This window comes from Paeniglutamicibacter sp. ORCA_105 (assembly GCF_045798545.1).
Lineage (GTDB): Bacteria > Actinomycetota > Actinomycetes > Actinomycetales > Micrococcaceae > Paeniglutamicibacter > Paeniglutamicibacter sulfureus.
This window is the reverse complement of the sequence record NZ_JBIXLM010000001.1, coordinates 215,347-237,673: the sequence shown is the minus strand read 5'-3', so window position 1 is coordinate 237,673 and position 22,327 is coordinate 215,347. Positions and strand designations below refer to the sequence as shown.

Genomic DNA, 22,327 nt, shown 5'->3' with positions numbered 1-22,327 from the left:
CCCCACCGAGGCACATGGGCGGCGTCGTTTCCTTCCCCCATAGGGAGACGGCGCCGCCTTTGTCATGCCACGAAGATCGCTGGCCCGGCACCCGCCGGGGGCAAAAGCGGGTCGTTGCCATATCTCGCCATTCCGTCGTTGGCGAGGCAGGGGAATACGGGCCGGCGGCGATTGGGCTGGCTTCATCGCCGGTGGACGGCATATACGGGGAAGTACCGCCAAGCTGCCGTTGATGGTCGGGAAGCCGTCGATCAGTCGTCGGCGTCCGGGTCGTTCCCCGCGGACCTGGTCCCAGGGCCGGAGGCCAGGCGCATCTGGATCAGGGCGGTGGTGCGGTGCGGAATCAGCTCGGCCATCGACAGCGAGGTGTCGGCACGTTCCACTCCCTCGATGGCCAGGATCTGGCCGTTGACGCGGAAGAGCTCCTCCGCACTGTCCGCCACCACGCGCGCCAGGATGTCGGCGGACCCGGTCACCCCGTGCGCCTCGATGATTTCCGGGATCGCGCGCAGCCGTTCCACGATGGTGCCCAGCAAGCGCTGGCGCACGTGGATGTGCACGAAGCTGACCAGCGGGAAGCCGAGGGCAGCCGGGTTCACTCGCTGTTCGAAGGGCAGCAGCGCGCCGTTGGATTCCAGTCGCACCAAGCGGGCCTGGACGGTGTTGCGGCTGAGTCCCAGTTCGGTGGCCAGCGCCACGGCGCTGGCCTTGGGGCGGTGGCACAGGGCCGATAGGATCCGCAGGTCGGTGGCATCAAGTTGCTGCATAATGCGCAAGATTAGCACCGTGTGACCTCTGCGAATAGTGCAAGCTGCGCAATCGGCCGGGCAAGGATTGTGCGCCCTGCATAACGTGAGTAGCATCACAGGTAGGTGGCGGCGATGAGGCCGCACCCGCAGGAACGGCACGTCCCACCGGAATGCCGATCCTGATTCGCCATCGACGCAAAGGATGCTGACCGTGTCCCCCACGTTTGACCCGACGGCCCCCGAGGGCCCCGATACCTACCTCCAGGTGATTTCCCCCGACGGCACCCGCCACCCGTGCCCCGAACTCGATGAATGGGTCGGTGACATCGATGTTCCCGCGCTGGAAAAGCTGTACATCGACATGGCCTGCATCCGCCGCCTGGATGCCGAAGGCACCGCCTTGCAACGCCAGGGCGAGCTGGGGCTCTGGGCCCCGCTGCTGGGCCAGGAAGCCGCGCAGATCGGATCCGGCCGCGCGCTGGAAACCGACGACTTCATCTTCCCCTCCTACCGCGAACACGGGGTCGCCTATTGCCGCGGGGTGAACCCGCACGACCTGCTGCGCATGTGGCGCGGGGCGGCTCCCAGCGGGTGGAACCCCTACGAGGTCAACATGGCCAACCAGCAGATCGTCATCGGGGCGCAGACCCTGCACGCTGCCGGCTACGCCATGGGACTGAAGTTCGACGGCTCGACCGACGCGGCCATCACGTACTTCGGGGACGGGGCCACCAGCCAGGGCGATGTCAGCGAGGCCATGGTCTTCGCCGCCAGCTACCAGGCGCCGCTGGTGTTCTTCTGCCAGAACAACCACTGGGCCATCTCCGAACCCGTCGCCAGACAGACCACCGGGCACATCGCCGACCGCGCCGCCGGCTTTGGACTGGCCACCTGGCGGGTCGACGGCAATGACGTTCTTGCGGTCATGGCGGCCACCCGCGCGGCCCTGGCCCACGTGCGCACCGGCAGCGGCCCGGCGTTCATCGAGGCGGTCACCTACCGGATGGGCGCCCACACCACGGCGGACGATCCCACGCGCTACCGCGATGCGCTGGAGCTGGAGGAATGGGCGGCGAAGGACCCGCTGGACAGGGTCGCCGCGCACCTGGACACCTTGGGCGCGGACCTGGCGGAGCTGAAGAAGCGCTCCGAGTCCGCGGCCGACGAGCTGGCCGCCGGCCTGCGCGAGGCCATCACCACCATGCCGGACCCCACCGTGGACGACCTCTTCGCCCACGTCTACAGCCATCCCCATCCGGGGCTGGAGGAACAACGCGAGAACTACTCCAACTACCTCGCCGGCTTTGCCGTCCAAGGGCAGGGAACCAAATGAAAACCCTCACCTTCTCACAGGCCCTGAACACTTCCTTGCGTTCGGCCATGGAACACGATTCCAAGGTCGTGCTCATGGGCGAGGACATCGGCAAGCTCGGCGGCGTCTTCCGCATCACCGACGGACTGCAGAAGGACTTCGGCCAGCACCGCGTCATCGACACCCCGCTGGCCGAATCCGGAATCGTCGGCACCGCCATCGGCCTGGCATTCCGCGGCTACCGCCCGGTGGTGGAAATCCAGTTCGACGGCTTCGTCTACCCGGCCTTCGACCAGATCGTCTCCCAGCTGGCCAAGATGCATTTCCGTTCCCGCGGCAACGTCAAGCTGCCGGTGACCATCCGCATCCCCTTCGGCGGCGGCATCGGCTCCCCGGAGCACCACTCCGAATCGCCCGAGGCCTACTTCGCCCACACCGCCGGTCTTCGGGTGGTCTCGCCGTCGAACCCGCAGGACGCCTACACCATGCTCCAGCAGGCGATCGCGGACGACGACCCGGTGATCTTCCTCGAACCGAAGCGGCGTTACCACGTGCGCGGGGAGGTTGACACGGACCTGGTGCCGGATCCCGGCTCGCTCTACAGCGCGCAGGTGGTGCGCGAGGGAGCGGACCTGACGCTGATTGCCTACGGTCCGCTGGTGAAAACCGCCATGGATGCCGCGGCAGCGGCACAAGACGAGGGAATCGACATCGAGGTCATCGACCTGCGCAGCATCGAACCGGTGGACTTCGCCACGCTTTCCGCTTCCGTCCGCAAGACCGGCCGGGTGGTCATCGCCCATGAGGCCTCCAAGTTCGGCGGCATCGGCGCGGAGCTTGCCGCAAGCCTCACCGAGCGCTGCTTCGACCACCTGGACCACGCCCCGGTGCGGGTCACCGGATTCGACATCCCCTACCCGCCCTCGAAGCTGGAACACCACCATCTTCCCGATCTCGACCGGATCCTTGATGGGGTCGACAGGGCCATGCGACGCACCGGCGACCTGCTGGGAGAGGAAGGATGAACGCCACCATGGAGAAACTCTTCAAGCTGCCCGACCTCGGTGAGGGCCTGACCGAATCCGAGATCCTGTCCTGGCGCGTTGCCGAGGGCGACACCGTGGAACTGAACCAGGTCATCGCCGAGGTCGAGACCGCCAAGGCGATCGTGGAACTTCCCTCTCCGTTCAGCGGGGTCGTGAAAAAGGTCTATGAGCAGGTCGGCGCCGTCGTGGAGGTCGGCAACCCGCTCATTTCCTTCGACGTGCCCGACCATTCCGGAACTTCCGGGCGGGAGCCCCGGGACGGGGGAGATGAGCCGGCCAAGCGGCAGCCGACCCTGGTGGGATACGGAGCTGCCGTCGAAAACAGCGGACATCCGACGCGCCGGGCCCGCAAGGCGCAGACACCGATGCAGGAACTGGCGCACACAGCTCCGGCTTCCGCCGGCCATGGTGCCAGCGGGACATCCGAGGCGAAAGCCGCCTCGCCGAATCCCGGGCTCCGGATGGTTGATGCCGGTGACAAGGTGCCGCGGGGGATCGGCCACCTGCGGGCCACCCCGCCGGTGCGCAAATACGCCCGGGACCACAACATCGACCTGGTCTCGCTCAAGGGCACCGGCACCAACGGGCTGATCACGCGCGAGGATGTCGTGCGTGCCTCGGAGGGCGTGGGCGTCGAGGCGGAACCGCAGCGCGAAACCGCCGGCACCCGGGGCGAAACACGCACCCCCATCAAGGGCGTGCGCAAGGCCACCGCCGCCGCCATGGTGGCCAGCGCCTTCACCGCTCCCCACGTGACCGAATTCCTGAGCGTGGATGTCACCGAGACCATGGCAATGCTGGAGCGGTTGCGCACCTCGCCGCGGCTTTCCGACGTGAAGATCACGGTGACCACCCTGGTGGCCAAGGTGGTCACCCTCGCGCTGGCCCGGCACCGCACGCTGAACTCGCACTGGGATGGGGAAAACAACGAAATTGTCGAGTTCGGTCACGTGAATCTCGGGATCGCCGCGGCGACCGATCGCGGGCTGATGGTTCCTGTCGTCCACGGCGCCCAGGGCATGGACCTTGCGGAGCTGGCACACGAAATCGGGGAACTGACTTCAGCGGCGCGGGACGGACGGATCACCCCGGCCCAGCTCGGTGGAGGGACCTTCAGCATCAGCAATGTGGGTGTCTTCGGCGTGGACGGAGGCACCCCGATCCTGCCGCCGGGCCAGGCAGGAATCCTCGCCATGGGCCAGGTACGCAAGATGCCGTGGGAACACCGGGACGAGATTGCCCTGCGACAGGTCATGGTGCTCTCACTGTCCTTTGACCATCGCGTGGTCGACGGGGAGCAAGGCGCCAGGTTCCTGGCGGAAGTTGGACGGGTCCTTGAAGACCCGTCGATGCTGATGGGTTTGTTGTAGGGAGGACTAGTCGATGTCAGGGTCCCGACAATGAATGAGGTGAAATGTCATCCAGTCATAAGTTGCAGAATCATTAAGATTCTGTTTCAGTGCAGTCGTTCATTAGTTGTTTCAGAGATTTATGAGTAGTCTCACATGTGAGTGATGAGACTCACCCTGGTTTGGCGGTGCATAAACAGGCACCCACGCCAACCAACAAACTCGTTGAGGAGAAAGAATGCGTTACAACCGCACCTCGAAGGCCCTTGTGCTTTCCGCAGCCCTGGCCCTGACCCTGACCGCCTGTGGCGGCGGCGGCGGCGGAGGAAACGAAGCCGACGAAACCACCGGCGGAGACCCGGCGAAGGTCATCACGGCAAACTCGACCGAACCGCAAAACGGTCTATTGCCGGCCAACACCAACGAAGTCGGCGGCGGACGCGTGATGGACCTCCTCTTCACCGGGTTGGTCAGCTACGACATCGACGGCAAGCCGGTCAATGAGTTAGCAGAGTCCATCGAGACCACCGACGCCATGAACTACACCATCAAGATCAAGTCCGGGCAGAAGTTCACCAACGGCGAGGCCGTTACGGCCAAGTCCTTCGTGGATGCCTGGAACTTCGGTGCAGCCGCCAAGAATGCCCAGCTGAACTCGTACTTCTTCGAGTCCATCAAGGGCTATGACACGGTCAGCGCCGAGGGTGCCACCGCGGACACCATGGAGGGCCTGAAGGTCGTCGACGACACCACCTTCACCGTTGAACTCAAGCGGGCCGAGTCCGACTTCCCGCTGCGCCTGGGCTACACCGCCTTCTACCCGCTGCCGGCCGCCGCATTCGAGGATCCCAAGGCTTTCGGCGAAAAGCCCGCAGGCAACGGCCCGTACAAGCTGGCCGAGGACGGTTGGAAGCACAACGTCCAGATCGACCTGGTTCCCAACGCCGACTACTCCGGTCCGCGCACCCCCGCCAACGGTGGCGTCTCGTTCAAGATCTACAGCACCTTCGATGCGGCCTACCAAGACCTGTTGGCCAACAACCTGGACGTGCTGGACCAGATCCCGCCGAGCGCGCTGCAGAACTACCAGGACGACCTCGGCGACCGCTGGGTCAACCAGGCCTACGCGGGCAACGCCACCATGACGATCGCCAGCTACCTCCCCGAGTTCAAGGGCGAGGCCGGCCAGCTTCGCCGCCAGGCCATCTCGATGTCCATCAACCGCCAGGAGATCATTGACAACATTTTCTTCGGTGGCAAGCAGGTCGCGAAGGACTTCACCTCCCCGGTGCTCGACGGCTACTCCGATGCCCTCCCGGGCAACGAGGTGCTGACGTTCAACGCCGAGAAGGCCAAGGAACTGTGGGCCGAGGCGGAGAAGATCGATCCTTGGCCGGCCGACAAAACCTTCACCATCACCTCGAACATCGATGGTGCGGGCAACAAGGAATACATCGAGGCCATGGCCAACCAGATTTCCAACACCCTGGGAATCAAGGCCGAGCTGAACCCAATCCCGACGTTCAAGGAAATGCGTGAACTGGTGGTCTCCAAGGATCTCAAGGGCGCCTCGCGCGCCGGCTGGCAGGCTGACTACCCGTCGCTCTACAACTTCCTTGGCCCGCTGTACGGCACTGGTGCCGGTTCCAACGACGGCGACTACTCAAGCAAGGAATTCGACCAGAAGCTGGCCGAGGGCCTTGCCGCCACCTCCGTCGAGGAAGGCAACAAGATCTTCAACGAGTCCCAGGAGATCCTGCTCAAGGATCTGCCTGTCATCCCGCTGTGGTACCAGGCGGTCCAGGGCGGTTGGAGCGAAAGCGTCTCCGATGTGAAGTTCGGATGGAACGGTGTCCCGGTCTACAACGCCATCGTCGGCAAGTAGCCCGTCCCGCTGCTGATCCACCACGTGAGAGAGGGGGACCCGCCCTAGGGTCCCCCTTCTTGCGTCAACCGGCAAAGCATCCCCGCCAGCCAACCTGAACTTCCTTACAAGGAGTAGTCCCTTGATCGATTCGATCACCCCCACAACACCCACGGTGGCAGTTCCATGATCATGTTTACCTTCAAGAGATTCCTGCAGTTGATCCCGGTATTCTTCGGGGCCACCCTGCTGGTGTATTTCTTGGTCTTTGCCACCCCCGGCGATCCCATCGCCGCACTGTCCGGCGGCAAGCCGATGAGCCCCGCGGTTGAATCAGCGCTGCGTGCCCAGTACAACCTGGACCAGCCGTTCTGGGTCCAATATTTCCTGTACCTCAAGAACCTGGTGACCTTCGACCTGGGCCAGACCTTCTCCGGCCAGCCAGTGGCGGACGTCATTGCCCGGGCCATGCCCGTGACCGCGCGCCTGGCCGTGATGGCCCTGGCCATCGAGGCCTTCTTCGGCATCATCTTCGGCGTCATCGCTGGCCTGAAAAAAGGCAAGCTCTTTGACTCCACGGTGCTGGTTGCCTCGCTGATCGTCATCGCCGTACCCACCTTCGTCCTGGGTTTCGTGCTGCAGTTTATCGTCGGGGTGAAGCTCGACTGGGCTAAACCGACCGTCGGTTCCACGGCTCCATGGGGTGACCTGATATTGCCGGCTACCGTCCTCGGGCTGGTCTCCCTGGCCTACGTGCTGCGACTGACCCGAACCTCGATCATCGAGAACAAGCAGGCAGACTATGTGCGCACCGCAACCGCGAAGGGCCTGAGCCGCCGCCGCGTGATCATGGTCCACATTCTGCGCAACTCGCTGATTCCGGTGGTCACCTTCCTCGGTGCCGACCTCGGAACCCTCATGGGCGGCGCCATCGTCACCGAGGGCATCTTCAACGTCCCGGGGATCGGCAATCTGGTGTACCAGGCCGTACTCAAGGGTGAAACCCCAACCGTCGTGGCAGTCGTCAGCGTCCTCGTAGTTGTTTTTGTTATCGCTAACCTCGTCGTTGATTTGCTCTACGCGTGGCTTGACCCAAGGATCCGCCTTGTCTGAGAATCCAACTCCCGAAATCATCGAACCGACCACGCAGGCTCCCCGCGTCCGCGCCGGAAAGATCTCCAGCCGCCACATCGAGCACTATGTGGCACCGCTGGAGGAAACCCCGCTGCAGTCCGTGGACAAGGTGGACGAAACAGCGCAGCCGCTGAGTATGTGGGCCCAGGCCTGGCGCTCGCTGCGCACGCAGCCGCTGTTCATCATTTCCGCCCTGCTCATCCTCCTGGTGATTGCCGTGGCCGCCTTCCCCGGGCTGTTCACCAGCACCAGTCCAACAGCCTGCAGCCTCTCCTTTGCCCGTCAGGGTCCCTCGGCCGGGCACCCGCTGGGCTTCACGTTCCAAGGCTGCGACATCTATGCGCGCATCATGTACGGCGCCCAAGCCTCGGTGCTGGTCGGGTTGTTCACAACCATTGCGGTGGTCGTCTTTGGCGGCATCCTCGGCGCCCTGGCCGGCTACTACGGCGGATGGCTCGACGCGGTACTGGCCCGACTGGCCGACATCTTCTTTGCCTTGCCGCTGATCCTTGGCGCCATCATCATCATGCAGCTGCCGGCATTCAGGGAGAACCGCAGCATCTGGACCGTCATCATCACCTTGGCGATCTTCGGCTGGCCGCAAATGGCCCGCATCACCCGCGGCGCTGTCATTGAGGCCAAGAGCTCGGACTACGTCATGGCCTCGCGCTCGCTGGGCCTTTCCAAGTTCAAGACCCTGGTCAAGCACGTGGTGCCGAACTCCCTGGCACCGGTCATCGTGGTTTCGACCATCTCGCTGGGCATCTACATCGTCGCCGAGGCGACGCTGTCGTTCCTGGGCCTGGGGTTGCCGCCGAGCATCATGAGCTGGGGCAATGACATCGCCTCCGCGCAGATCTCGGTGCGCAACAACCCGGAGATCCTCATGTGGCCGGCACTGGCCCTGTCCATCACGGTGTTGAGCTTCATCATGCTCGGTGACGCCGTGCGCGACGCACTCGATCCAAAGTCACGTAAGGGCTAGCACCATGAGCGAATTATTGAAGAAACCCAACATGTTCGACTCGGTGCGGGACGACCTTCCGCTGCTTGAAATCAGGGACCTGGCCATCACCTTCACCACCCCCGAGGGGCCGGTCAACGCCGTGCGCAAGGCCCACCTGACGGTGATGCCGGGCGAGACCGTGGCCATCGTGGGGGAGTCCGGTTCCGGAAAATCCACCACCGCGCTGTCGGCCATCGGGCTGTTGCCGGGCAATGGCAAGGTCACCGCCGGCCAGATTATCTTTGACGGCGAGGACATCACCCACGCCAGCGAGAAGCGCATCATTGAGCTGCGCGGCAGTTCGATCGGCATGGTTCCCCAGGACCCCATGTCCAACCTGAACCCGGTGTGGAAGATCGGCTTCCAGGTCCAGGAAACCCTGAAGGCCAACGGCTTGGCGGGAAGCAACTCCAAGGAACGCGTTGCCCAGGTGCTTTCGGATGCCGGGCTGCCCGATGCGGCAAAGCGAGCCGGGCAGTACCCGCACGAGTTCTCCGGCGGCATGCGCCAGCGCGCGTTGATTGCCATCGGCCTGGCCTGTCGTCCGCGGCTGCTGATCGCCGACGAACCAACCAGCGCCCTCGACGTGACGGTGCAGCAGCAGATCCTGGACCACCTGGACACCATGACCAGCGAGCTGGGCACCGCCGTGCTGCTGATCACCCACGACCTGGGCCTGGCGGCCGAGCGTGCCGAGAAGATCGTGGTGATGTACAAGGGGCAGGTCGTTGAATCAGGGCCAGCCCTGGAAATCCTGCGCAACCCGGTCCATCCCTACACGCAGCGACTCGTTGCCGCGGCTCCCTCGCTGGCCTCCAAGCGGCTGCAGTCGCAGCCGGCGGAGGTCGCCGAGGAAGTCAACGCGGTGGTCAAGGCCGAGCATGAGATGACCGACGACGACGTCCTGCAGATCAAGGACCTGACCAAGGTCTTCAAGATCCGCAAGGGCCTGGGCCGCAGCGAGGACTTCACCGCGGTGGACAATGTGTCCTTCTCCGTCAAGCGCGGCACCACCACGGCGATCGTGGGGGAGTCCGGCTCGGGCAAGTCCACCGTGGCCCAGATGGTGCTAAGCCTGTTGAAGCCCACCTCCGGATCCATCAGCTTTGACGGCCAGGACATGACCGACCGGTCCGAACGCGATCTTTTCAAGTTCCGTCGACGGGTGCAGCCCATCTTCCAGGACCCCTATGGTTCCCTGGATCCGATGTACAGCATCTATCGCACCATCGAGGAGCCGCTGAGGATCCACGGAATCGGTGACGCCAAGTCCCGGCAGAAACGGGTCAAGGAGCTGCTGGAACATGTATCGATGCCCTCGTCCACGATGCACCGGTTCCCCAACGAACTCTCCGGCGGGCAACGACAGCGCATTGCCATCGCGCGCGCCCTGGCGTTGAACCCGGAAGTGATCATCTGTGACGAGGCCGTCTCGGCCCTGGACGTGTTGGTGCAGGCGCAGATCCTGAACCTGTTGAACAAGCTGCAGGAAGAGCTGAACCTCACCTACTTGTTCATTACCCACGACCTGGCCGTGGTGCGGCAGATCGCCGACGATGTCTGCGTGATGCAGTACGGCAAGATCGTGGAGCACTCCACCACGGACGCGGTGTTCAACAACCCCCAGAGCGAGTACACCAGCAACCTGCTCCGCTCGATCCCGGGGTCCACCTTGAGCCTGTAGTTGAGTGGGGAATTGGTGAAAATTCGGCAGTAGGAGATACGGCGTGGAGGGGTGAACCGGAAGGTTCGCCCCTCCCTTCGCTTAACCCTTTTTGCCCATGCAACGAGCCGATCCGGACGGCGTGAAACGCCGTTTGCGGCCGTGTTTCCAAACTGTTATAAATCCAGGCGGACCACCGCCGCCTACTTGCCGGTAGTAATTGGCAAACCTCAATGTGAAGCGATTCCTTGATTTTTCGCGGTTGTAGCGCCCGTCACATCGGGGACCGGCGCGGAGAGCGGCACGATTGGCCAAGTGGCGGCACGGATGGGCGGCAAATATGAAGGGGTGTTTTTATATCCATCCGGCGAAATCGACGCTATGGTTCTAAATTGTGGGGCATCGCACACTGCATGGACCGCATCCGGGTAATTCCCGGCTTCATTTAGATCAAGCTAATTAGGAGGAGAAATGCGTTTCCAACGTATTTCCAAGGCTGTCGCGGTGGGTGCTGCGCTCGCACTCGCGCTAAGTGCATGTGCCCCCGGCGGCCCCAGTGAAACAGCCTCGTCCGCACCGGCGGCGGAGGCCAGCGGCAAGTTCAGCGTTGAACCGGCAGATACCGGCCTTGCCGACCTCGGTGACATCACCACCAAAGAAGACTCGGTCAGCTACTCGGTCGGCGCCGAAGACTTCATCAGCTACAACGGCCTGACTCCGCAGTCCTACAGCACCTACAACTCGGCCGTCACCGACAGGCTCTTCGCCAGCTTTACGTACTTCGGCACCGACGGAAAGGTCTACCCGAACGAGGACCTCGGCTCATACGAGGTCATCAGCGAAGACCCGATGACCGTCAAGTACACCATCAACCCCGAGGCCAAGTGGTCCGACGGCACTGACATCACCGTCGCCGACTCGGTGCTTGCCTGGGCCGTACAGAACACGAATCTCGCCGATGGCGACAAGCCGCTCTTCGACTCGGTGTCGCAGGACCTGGGCCAGACCATCCCCAAGGGTCCCGAGGGGGATCCGGCAGGCAAGGAATTCACCGTCACCTACGCAAACCCCGATCCGGACTTCGCCATCCAGACGATGATCTACAGCCCCGCACACATCGTGGCCAAGGAAGCCGGCATGAGCACGAGCGAAATGGTCGATGCCATTCGCGCGGGCGACTCCGATGCCCTGAAGGAGGCCGCAAAATTCTGGAACACGGGTTGGAACACCTCCCCGGGCACGCTTCCGGCCGCCGACCTCATTCCCGTTTCCGGCCCGTACAAGCTCGGCAGCTGGGAAGCCGGACAGTCCATCACCTTGGTGGCCAACGAGAACTACTACGGCACCCCGGCGGCAACCAAGGAACTGGTCATTCGCTTCGCCGCACCGGACACCATGGTCCAGGCCCTGCAGAACGGCGACATCGACGTCATCGAACCGCAGCCCACAGTCGACACGCTTGCACAGCTCACGGCCCTCGGTGACACGGTGCAGGTCCACCAGGGTGACACGCTCACCTGGGAGCACCTCGACTTCAACTTCACCAAGGATGCGCTCTTCGCCGACAACCTGGAGCTTCGCAAGGCCTTTGCCATGTGCGTCCCGCGCCAGCAAATCGTCGAGAACCTGATCAAGCCGCTGAACCCGGAGGCCCAGGTCATGAACACCCGAGAGGTCTTCCCGTTCCAGGAAAGCTACGGCGACGTCGTGTCCGCGTCCTACGCCGGACAGTACGACAACGTCGACATCGAGGGTGCCAAGAAGATCCTCGAGACCGAAGGCGTCGACAAGCCGGAGGTCCGCATCGGATACTCGGCCCCGAACCCGCGCCGCACCGAGGAAGTCGCCATGATCAAGTCCTCCTGCGACCAGGCGGGCTTCAACATCGTCGATGCAGGCGACCCGAAGTTCTTCGCACCGGGCGGCACCCAGGAGCGCGGAGACTACGAGGTGGCGCTGTTCGCCTGGGCCGGATCCGGCCAGATCACCTCCGGCGAGAACATCTACGGGACGGGCAAGCCGCAGAACTACGGCAAGTACTCCAACACCGAGGTCGACGCAGCCTGGGAGCGCCTTACCACCACCCTGGACACCAACGTCCACGCGGAGGAAACCAAGAAGATCGAGAAGCTGCTCTGGGATGATCTCTTCGGCATCCCGCTCTTCGCCCACCCGGGCCTGGGGGCATCCGCCGAGGACGTGCTGAACGTCCGCAAGACGGCCACCCAAAACGGACTGGTCTGGAACGCGGAACAGTGGGTCCGCGCCGAATAGCCGACTGACGGATAACGGCAACAACGTGGGGCCTGGCGCAACCAGCGTCGGGCCCCACGTGTCCGTCGGCCTACGGGCCGCGGACACATCGGCTAGAAAGGTAGCTACTTGCAGTGTTGAGATTTATTCTCCGCAGGCTGGGCGCGTCGATAGGGATCCTGTTTGCGGCCTCGCTCCTGCTCTACGTCCTCGTGATCAACTCCGGCGACCCGCTGGCGGAGCTCCGCGAAAGCAATGCGGAAAACCGCGAAACCCTGATGCAGCAACGCATCACCTTCATGAACCTGGACATGCCCTGGTACCAGCGATACTGGACATGGCTTGTGGGTGTCGGCAAGTGCTTCGCCCTCCAATGCGACCTGGGCACCAGCCGCCAAGGCGTGGAAGTCAGTGCGTTGCTTAGTCTGGCCGCCAGCTCCACGCTGCGCCTGGTGCTGCTGGCCACTGTGCTGGCAGCGATCCTCGGCATCGCCATCGGCGTGCTGACGGCGGTCCGCCAATACTCGGGCCTTGACTACGGCGTCACCTTCATGACCTTCCTCTTCTTCTCGCTTCCGGTCTTCTGGGCAGCCGTGCTGCTGAAGGAATACCTGGCCATCGGCTACAACGACTGGATGCGCGACCCTGCGTTCTCCCCGCTGCAGATAGCGGCGATCGCGCTGCTGGTCGGCTTCCTAATGCAGATCTTCCTGGCCGGCCCGCTCAAGCGGCGCATCATCACCTTCGCCGTGGCAGCCGCATTCGTCGCCATCGTCATCCCATACCTCACCTGGCTGAACTTCTTCCGCTTCCCGCAACTGGGCTTCGGAGGCGTGCTGGTGCTGGGACTCGGCGTGGCCCTGAGCGGGACCGCCATGACGGTGGGCCTGCGGAACACCAAGGTGCTCTACCCGGCGCTGGCCACCGTGGCCCTGGGCGCGGTCGTCTACTACGCGGCCTTCGGCGTACTGGAAAACCCGAACTGGTTCATCCTCGTCGGCGGCGGCATCCTGGCCGTGCTCATCCCTGCACTCCTGGGCAAGTACATGGGGGCGCACCTTCGCGGTCCCGCCATGGGCGTCTCGATTGCCACCGGCCTGGCCATGGCCGGATTGACCACCCTTGACCACATTTTCCGCGCCTGGCCCGGCTTCCTGCTCCTCAAGCCCCGGCCGATCGCCACCATCGGTTCGCAGACCCCGAACTTCGCCGGAACCTTCTGGGAGGACTTCCTGGACAAGGGGACCCAGCTGCTGCTGCCCACCATCCTGCTGGCCATCATCTCGCTGGCGAGCTACAGCCGCTACACCCGCTCCTCGATGCTGGAAGTCGGGCAGCAGGACTACATCCGCACCGCCCGATCCAAGGGACTGAGCGAACGCACGGTGATTTTCCGCCACGCCTTCCGCAACGCCATGATCCCCATCGCCACCATCGCCGCCTTCGACTTCGCCGGGCTGATCGGCGGAGCGGTGATCACCGAATCGGTCTTCGGCTGGAAGGGCATGGGCGAATTGTTCCGAACCGGCCTGATGCAAGTGGACCCGGCCCCGGTGATGGCCTTCTTCCTGGTGACGGGAACCGCCGCGGTCGTGTTCAACATGCTGGCCGACATCTTCTACGCAATTCTGGATCCGAGGATCAGGGTATGAACCAGCACACGAACCACCACAACGCACGGGAGGGCCGGCGATGACCATCGAGAAAGAACCGACCGAAACCCCGGCCGTCCTGCTGGCCGAGGCCGAAGACGCGGCGCTGGCGCGCAAGGACAGCGTCTCGCTCAGCCAGGGCCAACTGGTCCGCCGCCGCTTCTTCGCCCACCGGGCCGCCATGATATCGACACTGGTGCTGACCTTCATTGCCGTCATGGCCTTCACCTCCATCGGCTATGCGGGCATCCCGGGCTGGTGGGACAAGGACTACACGCTGGCCGGATCCGTCGTCGACGGGGGACGTCCCACGCTTTCACTGATCCCGGGCTGGCTCGGCGGGGAGGGGCTGCGCTGGGGCGAGAACCCGTTCGGCCAGGACTCCACGGGCAAGGACTACTTCGCGCTGGTGATGCGCGGAACCCAGCAGTCGATCATCATCGCCGTCATCGTCGGGTTCGTGGCCACCGTGATCGGCGCCGTCGTCGGCGCGGTGGCCGGATACTACCGCGGCTGGGTCGATGCGGTGCTGATGCGCATGACCGACCTGTTCATCGTGATTCCGCTCCTGGTCCTCGCCGCCGTGCTGGGCCAGATCGCTTCGCGCTCGGGCAACACCACCGTTGCCCTGGCGCTGGTGCTGGGGTTGGTGACCTGGACCGGCTTGGCCAGGCTGGTGCGCGGCGAGGTGCTTTCGCTGCGTGAACGCGAATACGTCGCGGCCGCCCAGTCCATGGGGGCCAAGACCAGCCGGGTGATCTTCAAGCACCTGCTGCCCAATACCATCGGCGTCATCGTCGTGAACGCGACGTTCGCCATCGCCGGGGCCATCCTGCTGGAGACCTCGCTGTCCTACCTCGGCTTCGGGGTGAAGGCCCCGGACTCCTCCCTGGGCCTGCTCATCAGCCAGTACCAGAACGCCTTCACCAACCGCCCGTGGCTGTTCTGGTGGCCGGGCATGATCATCCTGGCGATCGCGCTGAGCGTGAACTTCCTGGGCGACGGGCTGCGCGATGCCTTTGACCCGCGCCAGACCCGCAAGGCCAGGCGCCGCAAGCAGAAAGACGAGGTTTCCGAATGAGCATCTCCGCACCATCGGCAGGCGATCGGTCCACGGCGCTGAGCTTTGAGAACCTGTCCGTCTCCTTCGAGACGGAGTTCTCCGACGTGCACGCCGTCAAGGGACTTTCCCTGGAGGTATACCCCGGCGAGGTCGTGGCCCTGGTGGGTGAATCCGGCTCCGGCAAGTCGGTGACCTCCACTGCCGCCATCGGCCTGCTGCCCTCCAACGCCTACATCACCGGCAGGGCCCTGGTGGGCGGGGTCAACGTGGTGGGCCTGGCGGAGAACAAGATGCGCAAGATGCGCGCCACGGACATCGCCATGGTCTTCCAGGAACCGATGACCGCGCTGAACCCGGTGCTCACCATCGAGCGCCAGCTCACCGAATCCCTGGAACTGCACGGACTGGCCTATGGCAAGGATGCCACCCGTCGCGCCATCGAACTGCTGGAAATGGTCGGCATCCCCGACCCGCGCAAGCGCATCAAGCAGTACCCGCACCAGTTCTCCGGCGGCCAGCGCCAACGCATCGTGATCGCCATGGCGATCTCCTGCGACCCGAAGGTCATCATCGCCGACGAACCGACCACCGCCCTGGACGTGACGGTGCAGGCGGAGATCCTTGACCTGCTGCGCGAGCTCAAGGACAAGCTGAACACCGGCATCCTGCTGATCACCCACAACATGGGCGTGGTCGCGGACCTGGCCGACCGGGTCGCGGTGATGTTCCACGGCTCGCTGGTGGAAACCGGCACCGTGGACCAGGTGCTCAACCACCCGGAACACCCCTACACGCAGAAGCTGCTGGCCTCGGTGCCCAGGCTGGAGGCGGTGGACGTGACGGCGGAGTGGGTGCCCGAGCCGGAGGCACCCCTGGACGCGGACCGCGAGCTGGTCCTCGAGGCCAGGAACCTGGTGCTCGAATACGACATGCGCGGCACCAAGTTCCGGGCCGTGGACGACCTGTCCTTCGAGTTGGGGCGCGGGCAGATCCTGGGCATCGTGGGGGAGTCGGGCTCCGGAAAGTCGACGGTGGCCAAGGCCGTGCTGGGGTTGCTGCCCGTGGCATCGGGGGTGCTGGCCGTCCAGGGAACCAACCTCGCGACGCTTCCGCCCAAGGCAGCGCGGGCCATCCGCGCGAAGATCGGGGTCATCTTCCAGGACCCCGCGGCATCGCTGAACCCGCGTTTCCCGATCGGCGACTGCATCACCGAACCCATGGTGGTGCACAAGGTCGGCAACCGCGCCGAGCGCATCCGGCGCGCCTCCGAGCTGCTCGAGGCCGTGCACCTGCCGCGCACGGTGATCAACCGCTACCCGCACGAGCTCTCCGGCGGCCAGCGCCAGCGCGTGTGCATCGCCCGGGCGCTGACCCTTGACCCGGAGCTCCTGATCGCCGACGAGCCGACCAGCGCACTGGATGTCTCGGTGCAGGCGGCGGTGCTGGAGATGATCCAGGAACTGCAGGCCCGCTACGAGTTCGCCTGCCTCTTCGTCAGCCACGACCTGGCCGTGGTGGACCTGCTGGCGCACCGCGTGGTGGTCATGAAGGACGGCAAATCGGTGGAACAAGGCAGGGTGGCAGACGTGTTGCATGCACCGCAGCACGACTACACCCGCCGGCTGTTGGCCGCGGCCCCGGTTCCGGAGCCCGGCGAACAGGCCATCCGCCGCGAGGCGCGCCGCCTGCTGCTCGAAATGGAGACCCCGGGGAACTAGGGGGACATCCGCACATGCCAACGGCCGGGACCCCCGAAAGGGGGGGATTCCCGGCCGTTGCCGTGCCCCCGGTGGGGGGTGAAGACTGCGGGGAGGAGCTAGCTGAGCTCCATGATGAATTCCTTCACGACCGCGGCGCGGGCGTTGGAGAAATCGGCAGACTCCTCGATGACCTTGAAACCACGTCGTTCCAGGACCTTGATGGAGCCGATGTTGTCCTGCGGTACGCGGGCGCGCAGCGGACGTGCCGTGTATTCGGCCAGGAACGCGTCCACGGCCGAGGTGGTGATGCCCTGGCCCCAGTAGCGGCTGGCGGTCCAGAAGCTGATCTCCGGGATGGTGTCGTTTTCGAAGACCAGGATCGAACCGGCGACTTCTCCGTTGTGTTCGATGGTGCGCACAATGACCTTGGGGTCGTTGATGATCGAACCCCAGTGGTGGTCGAAGACCCCGCGGTCCGCCGGGTTGCGAGCCGTGAAGGCAGCCATGAGGTTGGCTTCGGGGTCCTGCTGGTGTTCGAAGAACTGATCCAGGTCTTCGGGCTGCAAAGGCCGTAGCTGCACGGTCACTGCCTCTCTAGTTGTGATGATCGTCTAGGTCCTAGCCTACCGGTGTGAACAGGGCGGATGCCGCCATCTGGTTCAGCAGCCTGCGCAATCCCGCCTTGGAGGTGCGCGGGGAGTGCGCGGAATGCGCGGTTGAGTTGAGCAATCCGAAGGCGGCGTGGGCCCGGAAGCGGATGACGGCGTTGGTCTCCTGCGGGTGGATCCGGTGCAGTTGCTCGGTCCACAGGGCGATGTATTCGCGCTGCAGTTTGCGCACCAATTGCAGTTCGGCGGCCGGCAGGGTCTCCAGGTTCCGGTCCTGGACCTGGATGATGTCCGGACGGGCCAACGCGAAATCCGTGTGGAAGGCAATCAGCCGCTTCAACGTCTCGGCGGCGGTGTCGCCGGTGGCGGCAACCTCCCGGCCGCCGTCCAGGAGGTCCTGGCTGACCCCCACCAACAAGGCAATGAGGACCGCCGGCTTTCCCGAAAAGTGGCGGTACACGGCGGGGCCGCTGATGCCGCAGGCGGCCCCGAGGTCCTCAAGCGAGACCCCCGCGTAGCCGTGGATGGCAAAGAGCCGGGTGGCCTCGGACAGCAGGTCCTCGCGTCGCTGCGCCTTGGCACGTTCGCGGTCGGTCGCCGTGACGTCCTTGGGATTTGAACTCACGCTCCACCGCTCCTTCGTGCTTCTGCCCGGAGCCCGGCAAAGGCCGCCGATACAACTTTTCCGGGAGGCTGGACAAGTGTGCCGTACGCCACTAGCCTCGGACTCAGTTAATGATCACTAACAATACGTGGTCAATGGACAAAGCCCAAGCGGCGCGCAACCGCGCACCGTTCGGCGGTGTGGCCCACCAGGCCACCGGCCACCGGGCATCCACGCCTACCAGCGAAAGGGGCACCGGGGACCATGATCAACCTGGAACTCAACGAGGACTACGCGGAACTCGCCAAGACGGTGCGCGAGTTCGCCAACGAGGTCGTGGCGCCGGTATCGGCCAAGCACGATGCTGCGCATTCCTTCCCCTACGACGTCATCTCACAGATGGGGCAGATGGGCCTGTTCGGGCTGCCCTTCGGCGAGGACGTGGGCGGCATGGGCGGGGACTACTTCGCGCTCTCCCTGGCCATCGAGGAACTGGCACGGGTCGACCAGTCGGTCGCCATCACCCTGGAAGCGGGAGTCAGCCTGGGCGCCATGCCCATCCACCGCTTCGGCACCCAAGCACAGAAGGAACGCTGGCTTCCGGCGCTGTGCTCGGGCCAGGAACTGGCCGGGTTCGGGCTCACCGAAGCCGGTGCGGGCTCCGATGCAGGGGGCACGGCCACCACCGCCGCCCTGGCGGACGGGTCATGGATCATCAACGGATCCAAGGAATTCATCACCAACTCCGGCACCGACATCTCCACCCTGGTGACGGTCACCGCCGTCACCGGCACCGTGAAAAAGGCCGACGGCTCCATCGCCAAGGAGATCTCCACGATCCTGGTGCCGCGCGACACCGCGGGGTACACCGTGGACCCGGCCTACGACAAGGTCGGCTGGCGCGCCTCCGACACCCACCCGCTGAGGTTCGAGAACGCCACGGTGCCCGAGGAAAACCTGCTGGGGGAGCGCGGGCGCGGCTACGCAAACTTCCTGTCCATCCTCGACGAGGGACGCATCGCCATCGCGGCGCTGGGCACCGGTGCGGCCCAGGGCTGCCTGGACGAGGCCACGGCCTACGCCAAGACCCGGACGACCTTCGGGCGTTCCATCGGTTCCAACCAGGGGATCTCCTTCAAGATCGCGCGGATGGCCGCCCGGGTGCACACCTCGCGCCTGGCCTATTATGCGGCGGCGGCCAAGATGCTGGCGGGCCAGGACTTCAAGACCGAGGCGGCGATCGCCAAGCTGGTTGCCGGCGAGGCCGCCATGGACAACGCGCGCGATGCCACGCAGATCTTCGGCGGCTACGGGTTCATGAACGAGTCCCTGGTGGCCAGGCACTACCGGGATTCAAAGATCCTGGAAATCGGCGAGGGAACCACCGAGGTCCAGTTGCTGCTCATCGCCCGCTCGCTGGGATTGTAGGGATCACGGCCGGCGGGCCGGGAAGTTTGTAGGATGGCAAGACAAGGGGGTTGACCGGTGCCCGCGGCGCCGGTCAACCGCACACAAGCACGAGGGGTGCGTGAGGTACATGTCGGAGCAGGACGAAGTACGCGAAATCCATGAGCGGGGCCTCTACTTCGAGGAACTGGATGCCGGGGCTGTCTACGTGCACTCACCCGGACGCACCATGACGGAGGCGGACAACGTCCTGTTCACCACGTTGAGCATGAACACCCAGGCGCTGCACCTGGATGCCGCATTCGCCGCGACCCAGCCCTTCGGGCGGCGGGTCATGAATTCGATGTTCACCCTGGCCACCATGGTCGGCCAGTCGGTGTCGCAGCTGACCCAGGGGACGCTGATGGGCCAACTGGGACTGACAGACGTGCGGTTCCCGCACCCGCTCTTCCCGGGGGACACGCTCTACACCCAGACGCACATCGTTGACCTGCGTCCCTCCAACTCCCGGCCGGGGCTCGGGGTCGCAACCTTCTCCCACGTGGGCAAGAACCAGGACGGCATCACCGTGGCCGAGGCCACGCGCGTGTGCCTGATGTTCACGCGCGAGGCGCACCAGAAGCTGCAGAACGGGTCCTTCGGCGAGGACGACTGGCTCTAGGCGCCTTCAGTTCCGCGGGCCGCGCCAGCTGTACCTGCGCTCGGGACGCCCGCCGCCATAGCGCAGGTGCACCTGCGCCTGGCCGACCTCGTTGAGGTACTCCAGGTAGCGCCGCGCGCTGACCCGGGACAGGCCCAGCATCTCGCCGACCTCCAGCGCGGAGAGGTCCGCCTCCGCCTCGCGCAGGATGCCCTGCACCCGCTCCATGGTCTCCGCCGCGCAGCCCTTGGGCAGCGGCTTGTCGGCCCCGGCCATGCCGAAGACAGCATCGACGTCGGACTGCTCGGCGGTGGCTGCCGAACCCAGCGAACGATAGGTGCGCCGGTAGTGCTCCAGGCGCTGGTGCAGGTCCTCCTGGGTAAACGGCTTCATCAGATAGTGCACGATGCCCCCGCGCAGCGCCCGGCGCACCGTCTCGGCCTCGCGGGCGGCGCTGATCACCAGCACGTCAAGCTCCGGGACCTCTGCGCGCAACTGGCCCAGCAGCTCCAGCCCGTAGATGTCGGGCAGGTGGATGTCCAGCAGTACCAAATCGGGCTGCAGGCGGCGGGCCTCGGCCAGGGCCTGGGCCCCGGTGCGGGCGACCCCCGCAACTTCGAAGCCGGGCATCTGCGCCACGAATCCCGAATGGATCCGCGCGACCATGAAGTCGTCGTCGACGATGAGCACCTTGATCATGGCTGAACCCTTTTTCCCAGGCGGGCGGTGAAGACCGCCCCCTCGTCGTTGGCGACCGTTACGTCGCCGCCGCGGCGCAGGCACACCAGGCGGGTCAGCGCCAGGCCGAAGCCGCGCCCCGCCTCGGAGGAGGAGGCCTTGGTGCTGTAGCCCTGCACGAAGATCTTAGCAACGTTCGACTCGTCGACCCCCTCGCCCGAGTCGTGCACCGTGACCACCACCGTCCCGTCCTCCTCGGCCAGCCGGACCTTGACCTGCGCGTCGGGGCGCCCCGCCACCGCGTCGATGGCGTTGTCCACCAGGTTGCCGACCACCGTGGTCAGGTCCCGCGACAGCGCCTCGTCCACCCGGCCCAGCTGCGAGGCCGGATCCAAGTCGATGCCCACGCCCCGCTCCGAGGCCAGCGCGGACTTGGCAATGAGCAGCGCGGCCACCGTGGGGTCTGCCACGCGGTGGGTGACGTCGTCCAGCAACCGGGTGCGGCTGAAGCTCACCCCGTTGACGTAGGAGAGCACCTCGTCGTATTCCTCCAGCTGGATCAGCCCGGAGATGGTGTGCAGCTGGTTGGCGAACTCGTGGGTCTGGGCGCGCAGCGTCTCAGTGGTCATGCGCGTGGCCCCCAGTTCCTTTTCCAGGGTCGTCAGTTCGGTGCGGTCGCGCAGCGTGGTCACAGAGCCGACCAGCCGGCCGCGTGCCTCCATGGGACGGCGGTTGAGCACCACCATGCGCTCGCCGACCAGCACCAGCCGGTCGGCCTCGGCCTGTTTCATGGTCAGCACCTCGCGCAGGGCCGCGTCGATGGAAAGGTCCGCCAGGGTCCGGCCCTCGCAGTCCTCGGGCCAGCCCAGCAGCCGGCGTGCCGCGTCGTTGGCCAGGGTGATGCGCTCGCGCAGGTCGATGGCCACCACGCCCTCCTTGACGCCGTGCAGGATGGCCTCGCGGTGTTCGACCAGCCCGGTGATTTCCGCCGGCTCCAGGCCCAGGGTCTGGCGCTTGACGCGGCGGGAAAGCAGGAGCGAGCCGAGGGTGCCCAGCGCCACCGAGACCCCCAGATAGACCAGCAGGTTGGGGGTGGCCTCCAGCAGGCGCTCCAGCAGCGAGGGATAGCTGCGCCCCATGGCGGCGAATCCCACGAGCCGTCCGCCGTCGTCGAGCACGGGGACGTGTGCCTCGAGCATCTTGATGCCGCCGCGCTGCGTGGACCCGGTCCATGCGCGGCCCTCCATGACCTCGGATTCGCCCAGCGGGAACTTCTCCCCGAGCAGGGCGGGATTTGAGGCTGTCACCACGGTCCCCTCGGCGTTGACCAGTACCGCCTCACTGCTGCCGGAGACCGAGCGCACCGACTCGGTGATCGAGGGCAGGGCCGAGCCGAAGCGGGGCCTGGCCTCGGGCAGCAGGGCGCGCACCAGCGGGGTCGCGGCGAGGTTTTCGGCAGCGGCCAGCGAGCGCCGGGACTCGACGCGTTCAAAGGTCTGGGTGGCCTGGGCCAGGGACATGGCCAGGACCCCGGCCATGACGGCGAGCAGGATCAGCAATTGCAGTCCCAGGAACTGGCCCGCGAGGCTCAGCCGGGCG

Annotated in this window: 18 protein-coding genes; 13 read left to right on the top strand and 5 right to left on the bottom strand. The window is 65.2% G+C overall.

Annotated elements, in window-relative coordinates:
* Positions 1 to 251 precede the first annotated feature (251 nt).
* Positions 252 to 767, bottom strand: a complete 516-nt coding sequence (locus tag ACIPUB_RS01070) for an Lrp/AsnC family transcriptional regulator (RefSeq protein ID WP_407605729.1) — start codon at positions 765 to 767, stop codon at positions 252 to 254.
* Positions 768 to 951: 184 nt separating this feature from the next.
* Between ACIPUB_RS01070 and pdhA the strand changes: the two genes are divergently transcribed.
* The 11 genes from pdhA to ACIPUB_RS01015 all read left to right on the top strand — a co-directional run bounded on the left by pdhA (position 952) and on the right by ACIPUB_RS01015 (position 16,809).
* Entirely contained in the window at positions 952 to 2,082 is a 1,131-nt protein-coding gene (gene pdhA, locus ACIPUB_RS01065; protein ID WP_407605728.1) for a pyruvate dehydrogenase (acetyl-transferring) E1 component subunit alpha, read from the top strand.
* Positions 2,079 to 3,086: an alpha-ketoacid dehydrogenase subunit beta gene (locus ACIPUB_RS01060; RefSeq protein WP_407605727.1), complete on the top strand. Its 1,008-nt coding sequence runs from the start codon at positions 2,079 to 2,081 to the stop codon at positions 3,084 to 3,086. Before pdhA ends, ACIPUB_RS01060 begins: the two co-directional genes overlap by 4 nt.
* An 8-nt stretch (positions 3,087 to 3,094) precedes the next feature.
* Positions 3,095 to 4,477, top strand: a complete 1,383-nt coding sequence (locus ACIPUB_RS01055; protein WP_407605726.1) for a dihydrolipoamide acetyltransferase family protein — start codon at positions 3,095 to 3,097, stop codon at positions 4,475 to 4,477.
* A 217-nt stretch (positions 4,478 to 4,694) separates the two neighbouring features.
* Positions 4,695 to 6,341 carry an ABC transporter substrate-binding protein gene (locus ACIPUB_RS01050; protein ID WP_407605725.1) on the top strand — a complete coding sequence of 549 codons (1,647 nt, stop codon included), beginning with the start codon at positions 4,695 to 4,697 and terminating at the stop codon, positions 6,339 to 6,341.
* Positions 6,342 to 6,506: 165 nt separating this feature from the next.
* Positions 6,507 to 7,433, top strand: a complete 927-nt coding sequence (locus ACIPUB_RS01045) for an ABC transporter permease (protein WP_264268097.1) — start codon at positions 6,507 to 6,509, stop codon at positions 7,431 to 7,433.
* A 19-nt stretch (positions 7,434 to 7,452) separates the two neighbouring features.
* Entirely contained in the window at positions 7,453 to 8,439 is a 987-nt protein-coding gene (locus ACIPUB_RS01040) for an ABC transporter permease (RefSeq protein WP_264268593.1), read from the top strand.
* A gap of 4 nt (positions 8,440 to 8,443) precedes the next feature.
* Entirely contained in the window at positions 8,444 to 10,144 is a 1,701-nt protein-coding gene (locus ACIPUB_RS01035) for a dipeptide ABC transporter ATP-binding protein (RefSeq protein WP_407605724.1), read from the top strand.
* Positions 10,145 to 10,594: 450 nt separating this feature from the next.
* Positions 10,595 to 12,397, top strand: coding sequence for an ABC transporter family substrate-binding protein (locus tag ACIPUB_RS01030; protein ID WP_407605723.1), 1,803 nt, complete (start codon positions 10,595 to 10,597; stop codon positions 12,395 to 12,397).
* Positions 12,398 to 12,510: 113 nt separating this feature from the next.
* Positions 12,511 to 14,028 carry an ABC transporter permease gene (locus tag ACIPUB_RS01025; protein ID WP_407605722.1) on the top strand — a complete coding sequence of 506 codons (1,518 nt, stop codon included), beginning with the start codon at positions 12,511 to 12,513 and terminating at the stop codon, positions 14,026 to 14,028.
* Positions 14,029 to 14,068: 40 nt separating this feature from the next.
* Positions 14,069 to 15,109, top strand: coding sequence for an ABC transporter permease (locus ACIPUB_RS01020; protein WP_407605721.1), 1,041 nt, complete (start codon positions 14,069 to 14,071; stop codon positions 15,107 to 15,109).
* A complete protein-coding gene (locus ACIPUB_RS01015) occupies positions 15,106 to 16,809 on the top strand; it encodes an ABC transporter ATP-binding protein (RefSeq protein ID WP_407605720.1) in 1,704 nt (567 codons plus the stop codon). The genes ACIPUB_RS01020 and ACIPUB_RS01015 overlap by 4 nt, the downstream gene beginning before the upstream one ends.
* 98 nt (positions 16,810 to 16,907) lie before the next feature.
* Here ACIPUB_RS01015 and ACIPUB_RS01010 read toward each other — a convergent pair whose 3' ends face one another.
* Together ACIPUB_RS01010 and ACIPUB_RS01005 are read right to left on the bottom strand one after the other, a co-directional pair.
* Positions 16,908 to 17,372, bottom strand: coding sequence for a GNAT family N-acetyltransferase (locus ACIPUB_RS01010; RefSeq protein WP_264268091.1), 465 nt, complete (start codon positions 17,370 to 17,372; stop codon positions 16,908 to 16,910).
* A 37-nt stretch (positions 17,373 to 17,409) separates the two neighbouring features.
* On the bottom strand, positions 17,410 to 18,024 hold the full coding sequence (locus ACIPUB_RS01005; protein ID WP_407605719.1) for a TetR/AcrR family transcriptional regulator: 615 nt from the start codon (positions 18,022 to 18,024) through the stop codon (positions 17,410 to 17,412).
* A gap of 243 nt (positions 18,025 to 18,267) precedes the next feature.
* Between ACIPUB_RS01005 and ACIPUB_RS01000 the strand changes: the two genes are divergently transcribed.
* Both ACIPUB_RS01000 and ACIPUB_RS00995 read left to right on the top strand, forming a co-directional pair.
* Positions 18,268 to 19,431, top strand: coding sequence for an acyl-CoA dehydrogenase family protein (locus tag ACIPUB_RS01000; RefSeq protein ID WP_407605718.1), 1,164 nt, complete (start codon positions 18,268 to 18,270; stop codon positions 19,429 to 19,431).
* Positions 19,432 to 19,540: 109 nt separating this feature from the next.
* Positions 19,541 to 20,071 carry a MaoC family dehydratase gene (locus ACIPUB_RS00995; protein WP_264268088.1) on the top strand — a complete coding sequence of 177 codons (531 nt, stop codon included), beginning with the start codon at positions 19,541 to 19,543 and terminating at the stop codon, positions 20,069 to 20,071.
* Between the two features lie 6 nt (positions 20,072 to 20,077).
* Here the strand turns inward: ACIPUB_RS00995 and ACIPUB_RS00990 are convergent, their stop codons facing one another.
* Both ACIPUB_RS00990 and ACIPUB_RS00985 read right to left on the bottom strand, forming a co-directional pair.
* On the bottom strand, positions 20,078 to 20,749 hold the full coding sequence (locus ACIPUB_RS00990) for a response regulator (protein ID WP_407605717.1): 672 nt from the start codon (positions 20,747 to 20,749) through the stop codon (positions 20,078 to 20,080).
* Positions 20,746 to 22,320, bottom strand: a complete 1,575-nt coding sequence (locus ACIPUB_RS00985; protein ID WP_407605741.1) for an ATP-binding protein — start codon at positions 22,318 to 22,320, stop codon at positions 20,746 to 20,748. Before ACIPUB_RS00985 ends, ACIPUB_RS00990 begins: the two co-directional genes overlap by 4 nt.
* Positions 22,321 to 22,327 lie beyond the last annotated feature (7 nt).

What these genes read in the sequence shown, in the direction of transcription:
- ACIPUB_RS01055 (WP_407605726.1), top strand. Translation starts at nt 3,095, where the DNA reads ATGGAGAAACTCTTCAAGCTGCCCGACCTCGGTGAGGGCCTGACCGAA.
- ACIPUB_RS01015 (WP_407605720.1), top strand. Translation starts at nt 15,106, where the DNA reads ATGAGCATCTCCGCACCATCGGCAGGCGATCGGTCCACGGCGCTGAGC.
- ACIPUB_RS01060 (WP_407605727.1), top strand. Translation starts at nt 2,079, where the DNA reads ATGAAAACCCTCACCTTCTCACAGGCCCTGAACACTTCCTTGCGTTCG.
- ACIPUB_RS01050 (WP_407605725.1), top strand. Translation starts at nt 4,695, where the DNA reads ATGCGTTACAACCGCACCTCGAAGGCCCTTGTGCTTTCCGCAGCCCTG.
- ACIPUB_RS01035 (WP_407605724.1), top strand. Translation starts at nt 8,444, where the DNA reads ATGAGCGAATTATTGAAGAAACCCAACATGTTCGACTCGGTGCGGGAC.
- pdhA (WP_407605728.1), top strand. Translation starts at nt 952, where the DNA reads ATGCTGACCGTGTCCCCCACGTTTGACCCGACGGCCCCCGAGGGCCCC.
- ACIPUB_RS01045 (WP_264268097.1), top strand. Translation starts at nt 6,507, where the DNA reads ATGATCATGTTTACCTTCAAGAGATTCCTGCAGTTGATCCCGGTATTC.
- ACIPUB_RS01000 (WP_407605718.1), top strand. Translation starts at nt 18,268, where the DNA reads ATGATCAACCTGGAACTCAACGAGGACTACGCGGAACTCGCCAAGACG.
- ACIPUB_RS00995 (WP_264268088.1), top strand. Translation starts at nt 19,541, where the DNA reads ATGTCGGAGCAGGACGAAGTACGCGAAATCCATGAGCGGGGCCTCTAC.
- ACIPUB_RS01070 (WP_407605729.1), bottom strand. Translation starts at nt 767, where the DNA reads ATGCAGCAACTTGATGCCACCGACCTGCGGATCCTATCGGCCCTGTGC.
- ACIPUB_RS01030 (WP_407605723.1), top strand. Translation starts at nt 10,595, where the DNA reads ATGCGTTTCCAACGTATTTCCAAGGCTGTCGCGGTGGGTGCTGCGCTC.
- ACIPUB_RS01020 (WP_407605721.1), top strand. Translation starts at nt 14,069, where the DNA reads ATGACCATCGAGAAAGAACCGACCGAAACCCCGGCCGTCCTGCTGGCC.
- ACIPUB_RS00990 (WP_407605717.1), bottom strand. Translation starts at nt 20,749, where the DNA reads ATGATCAAGGTGCTCATCGTCGACGACGACTTCATGGTCGCGCGGATC.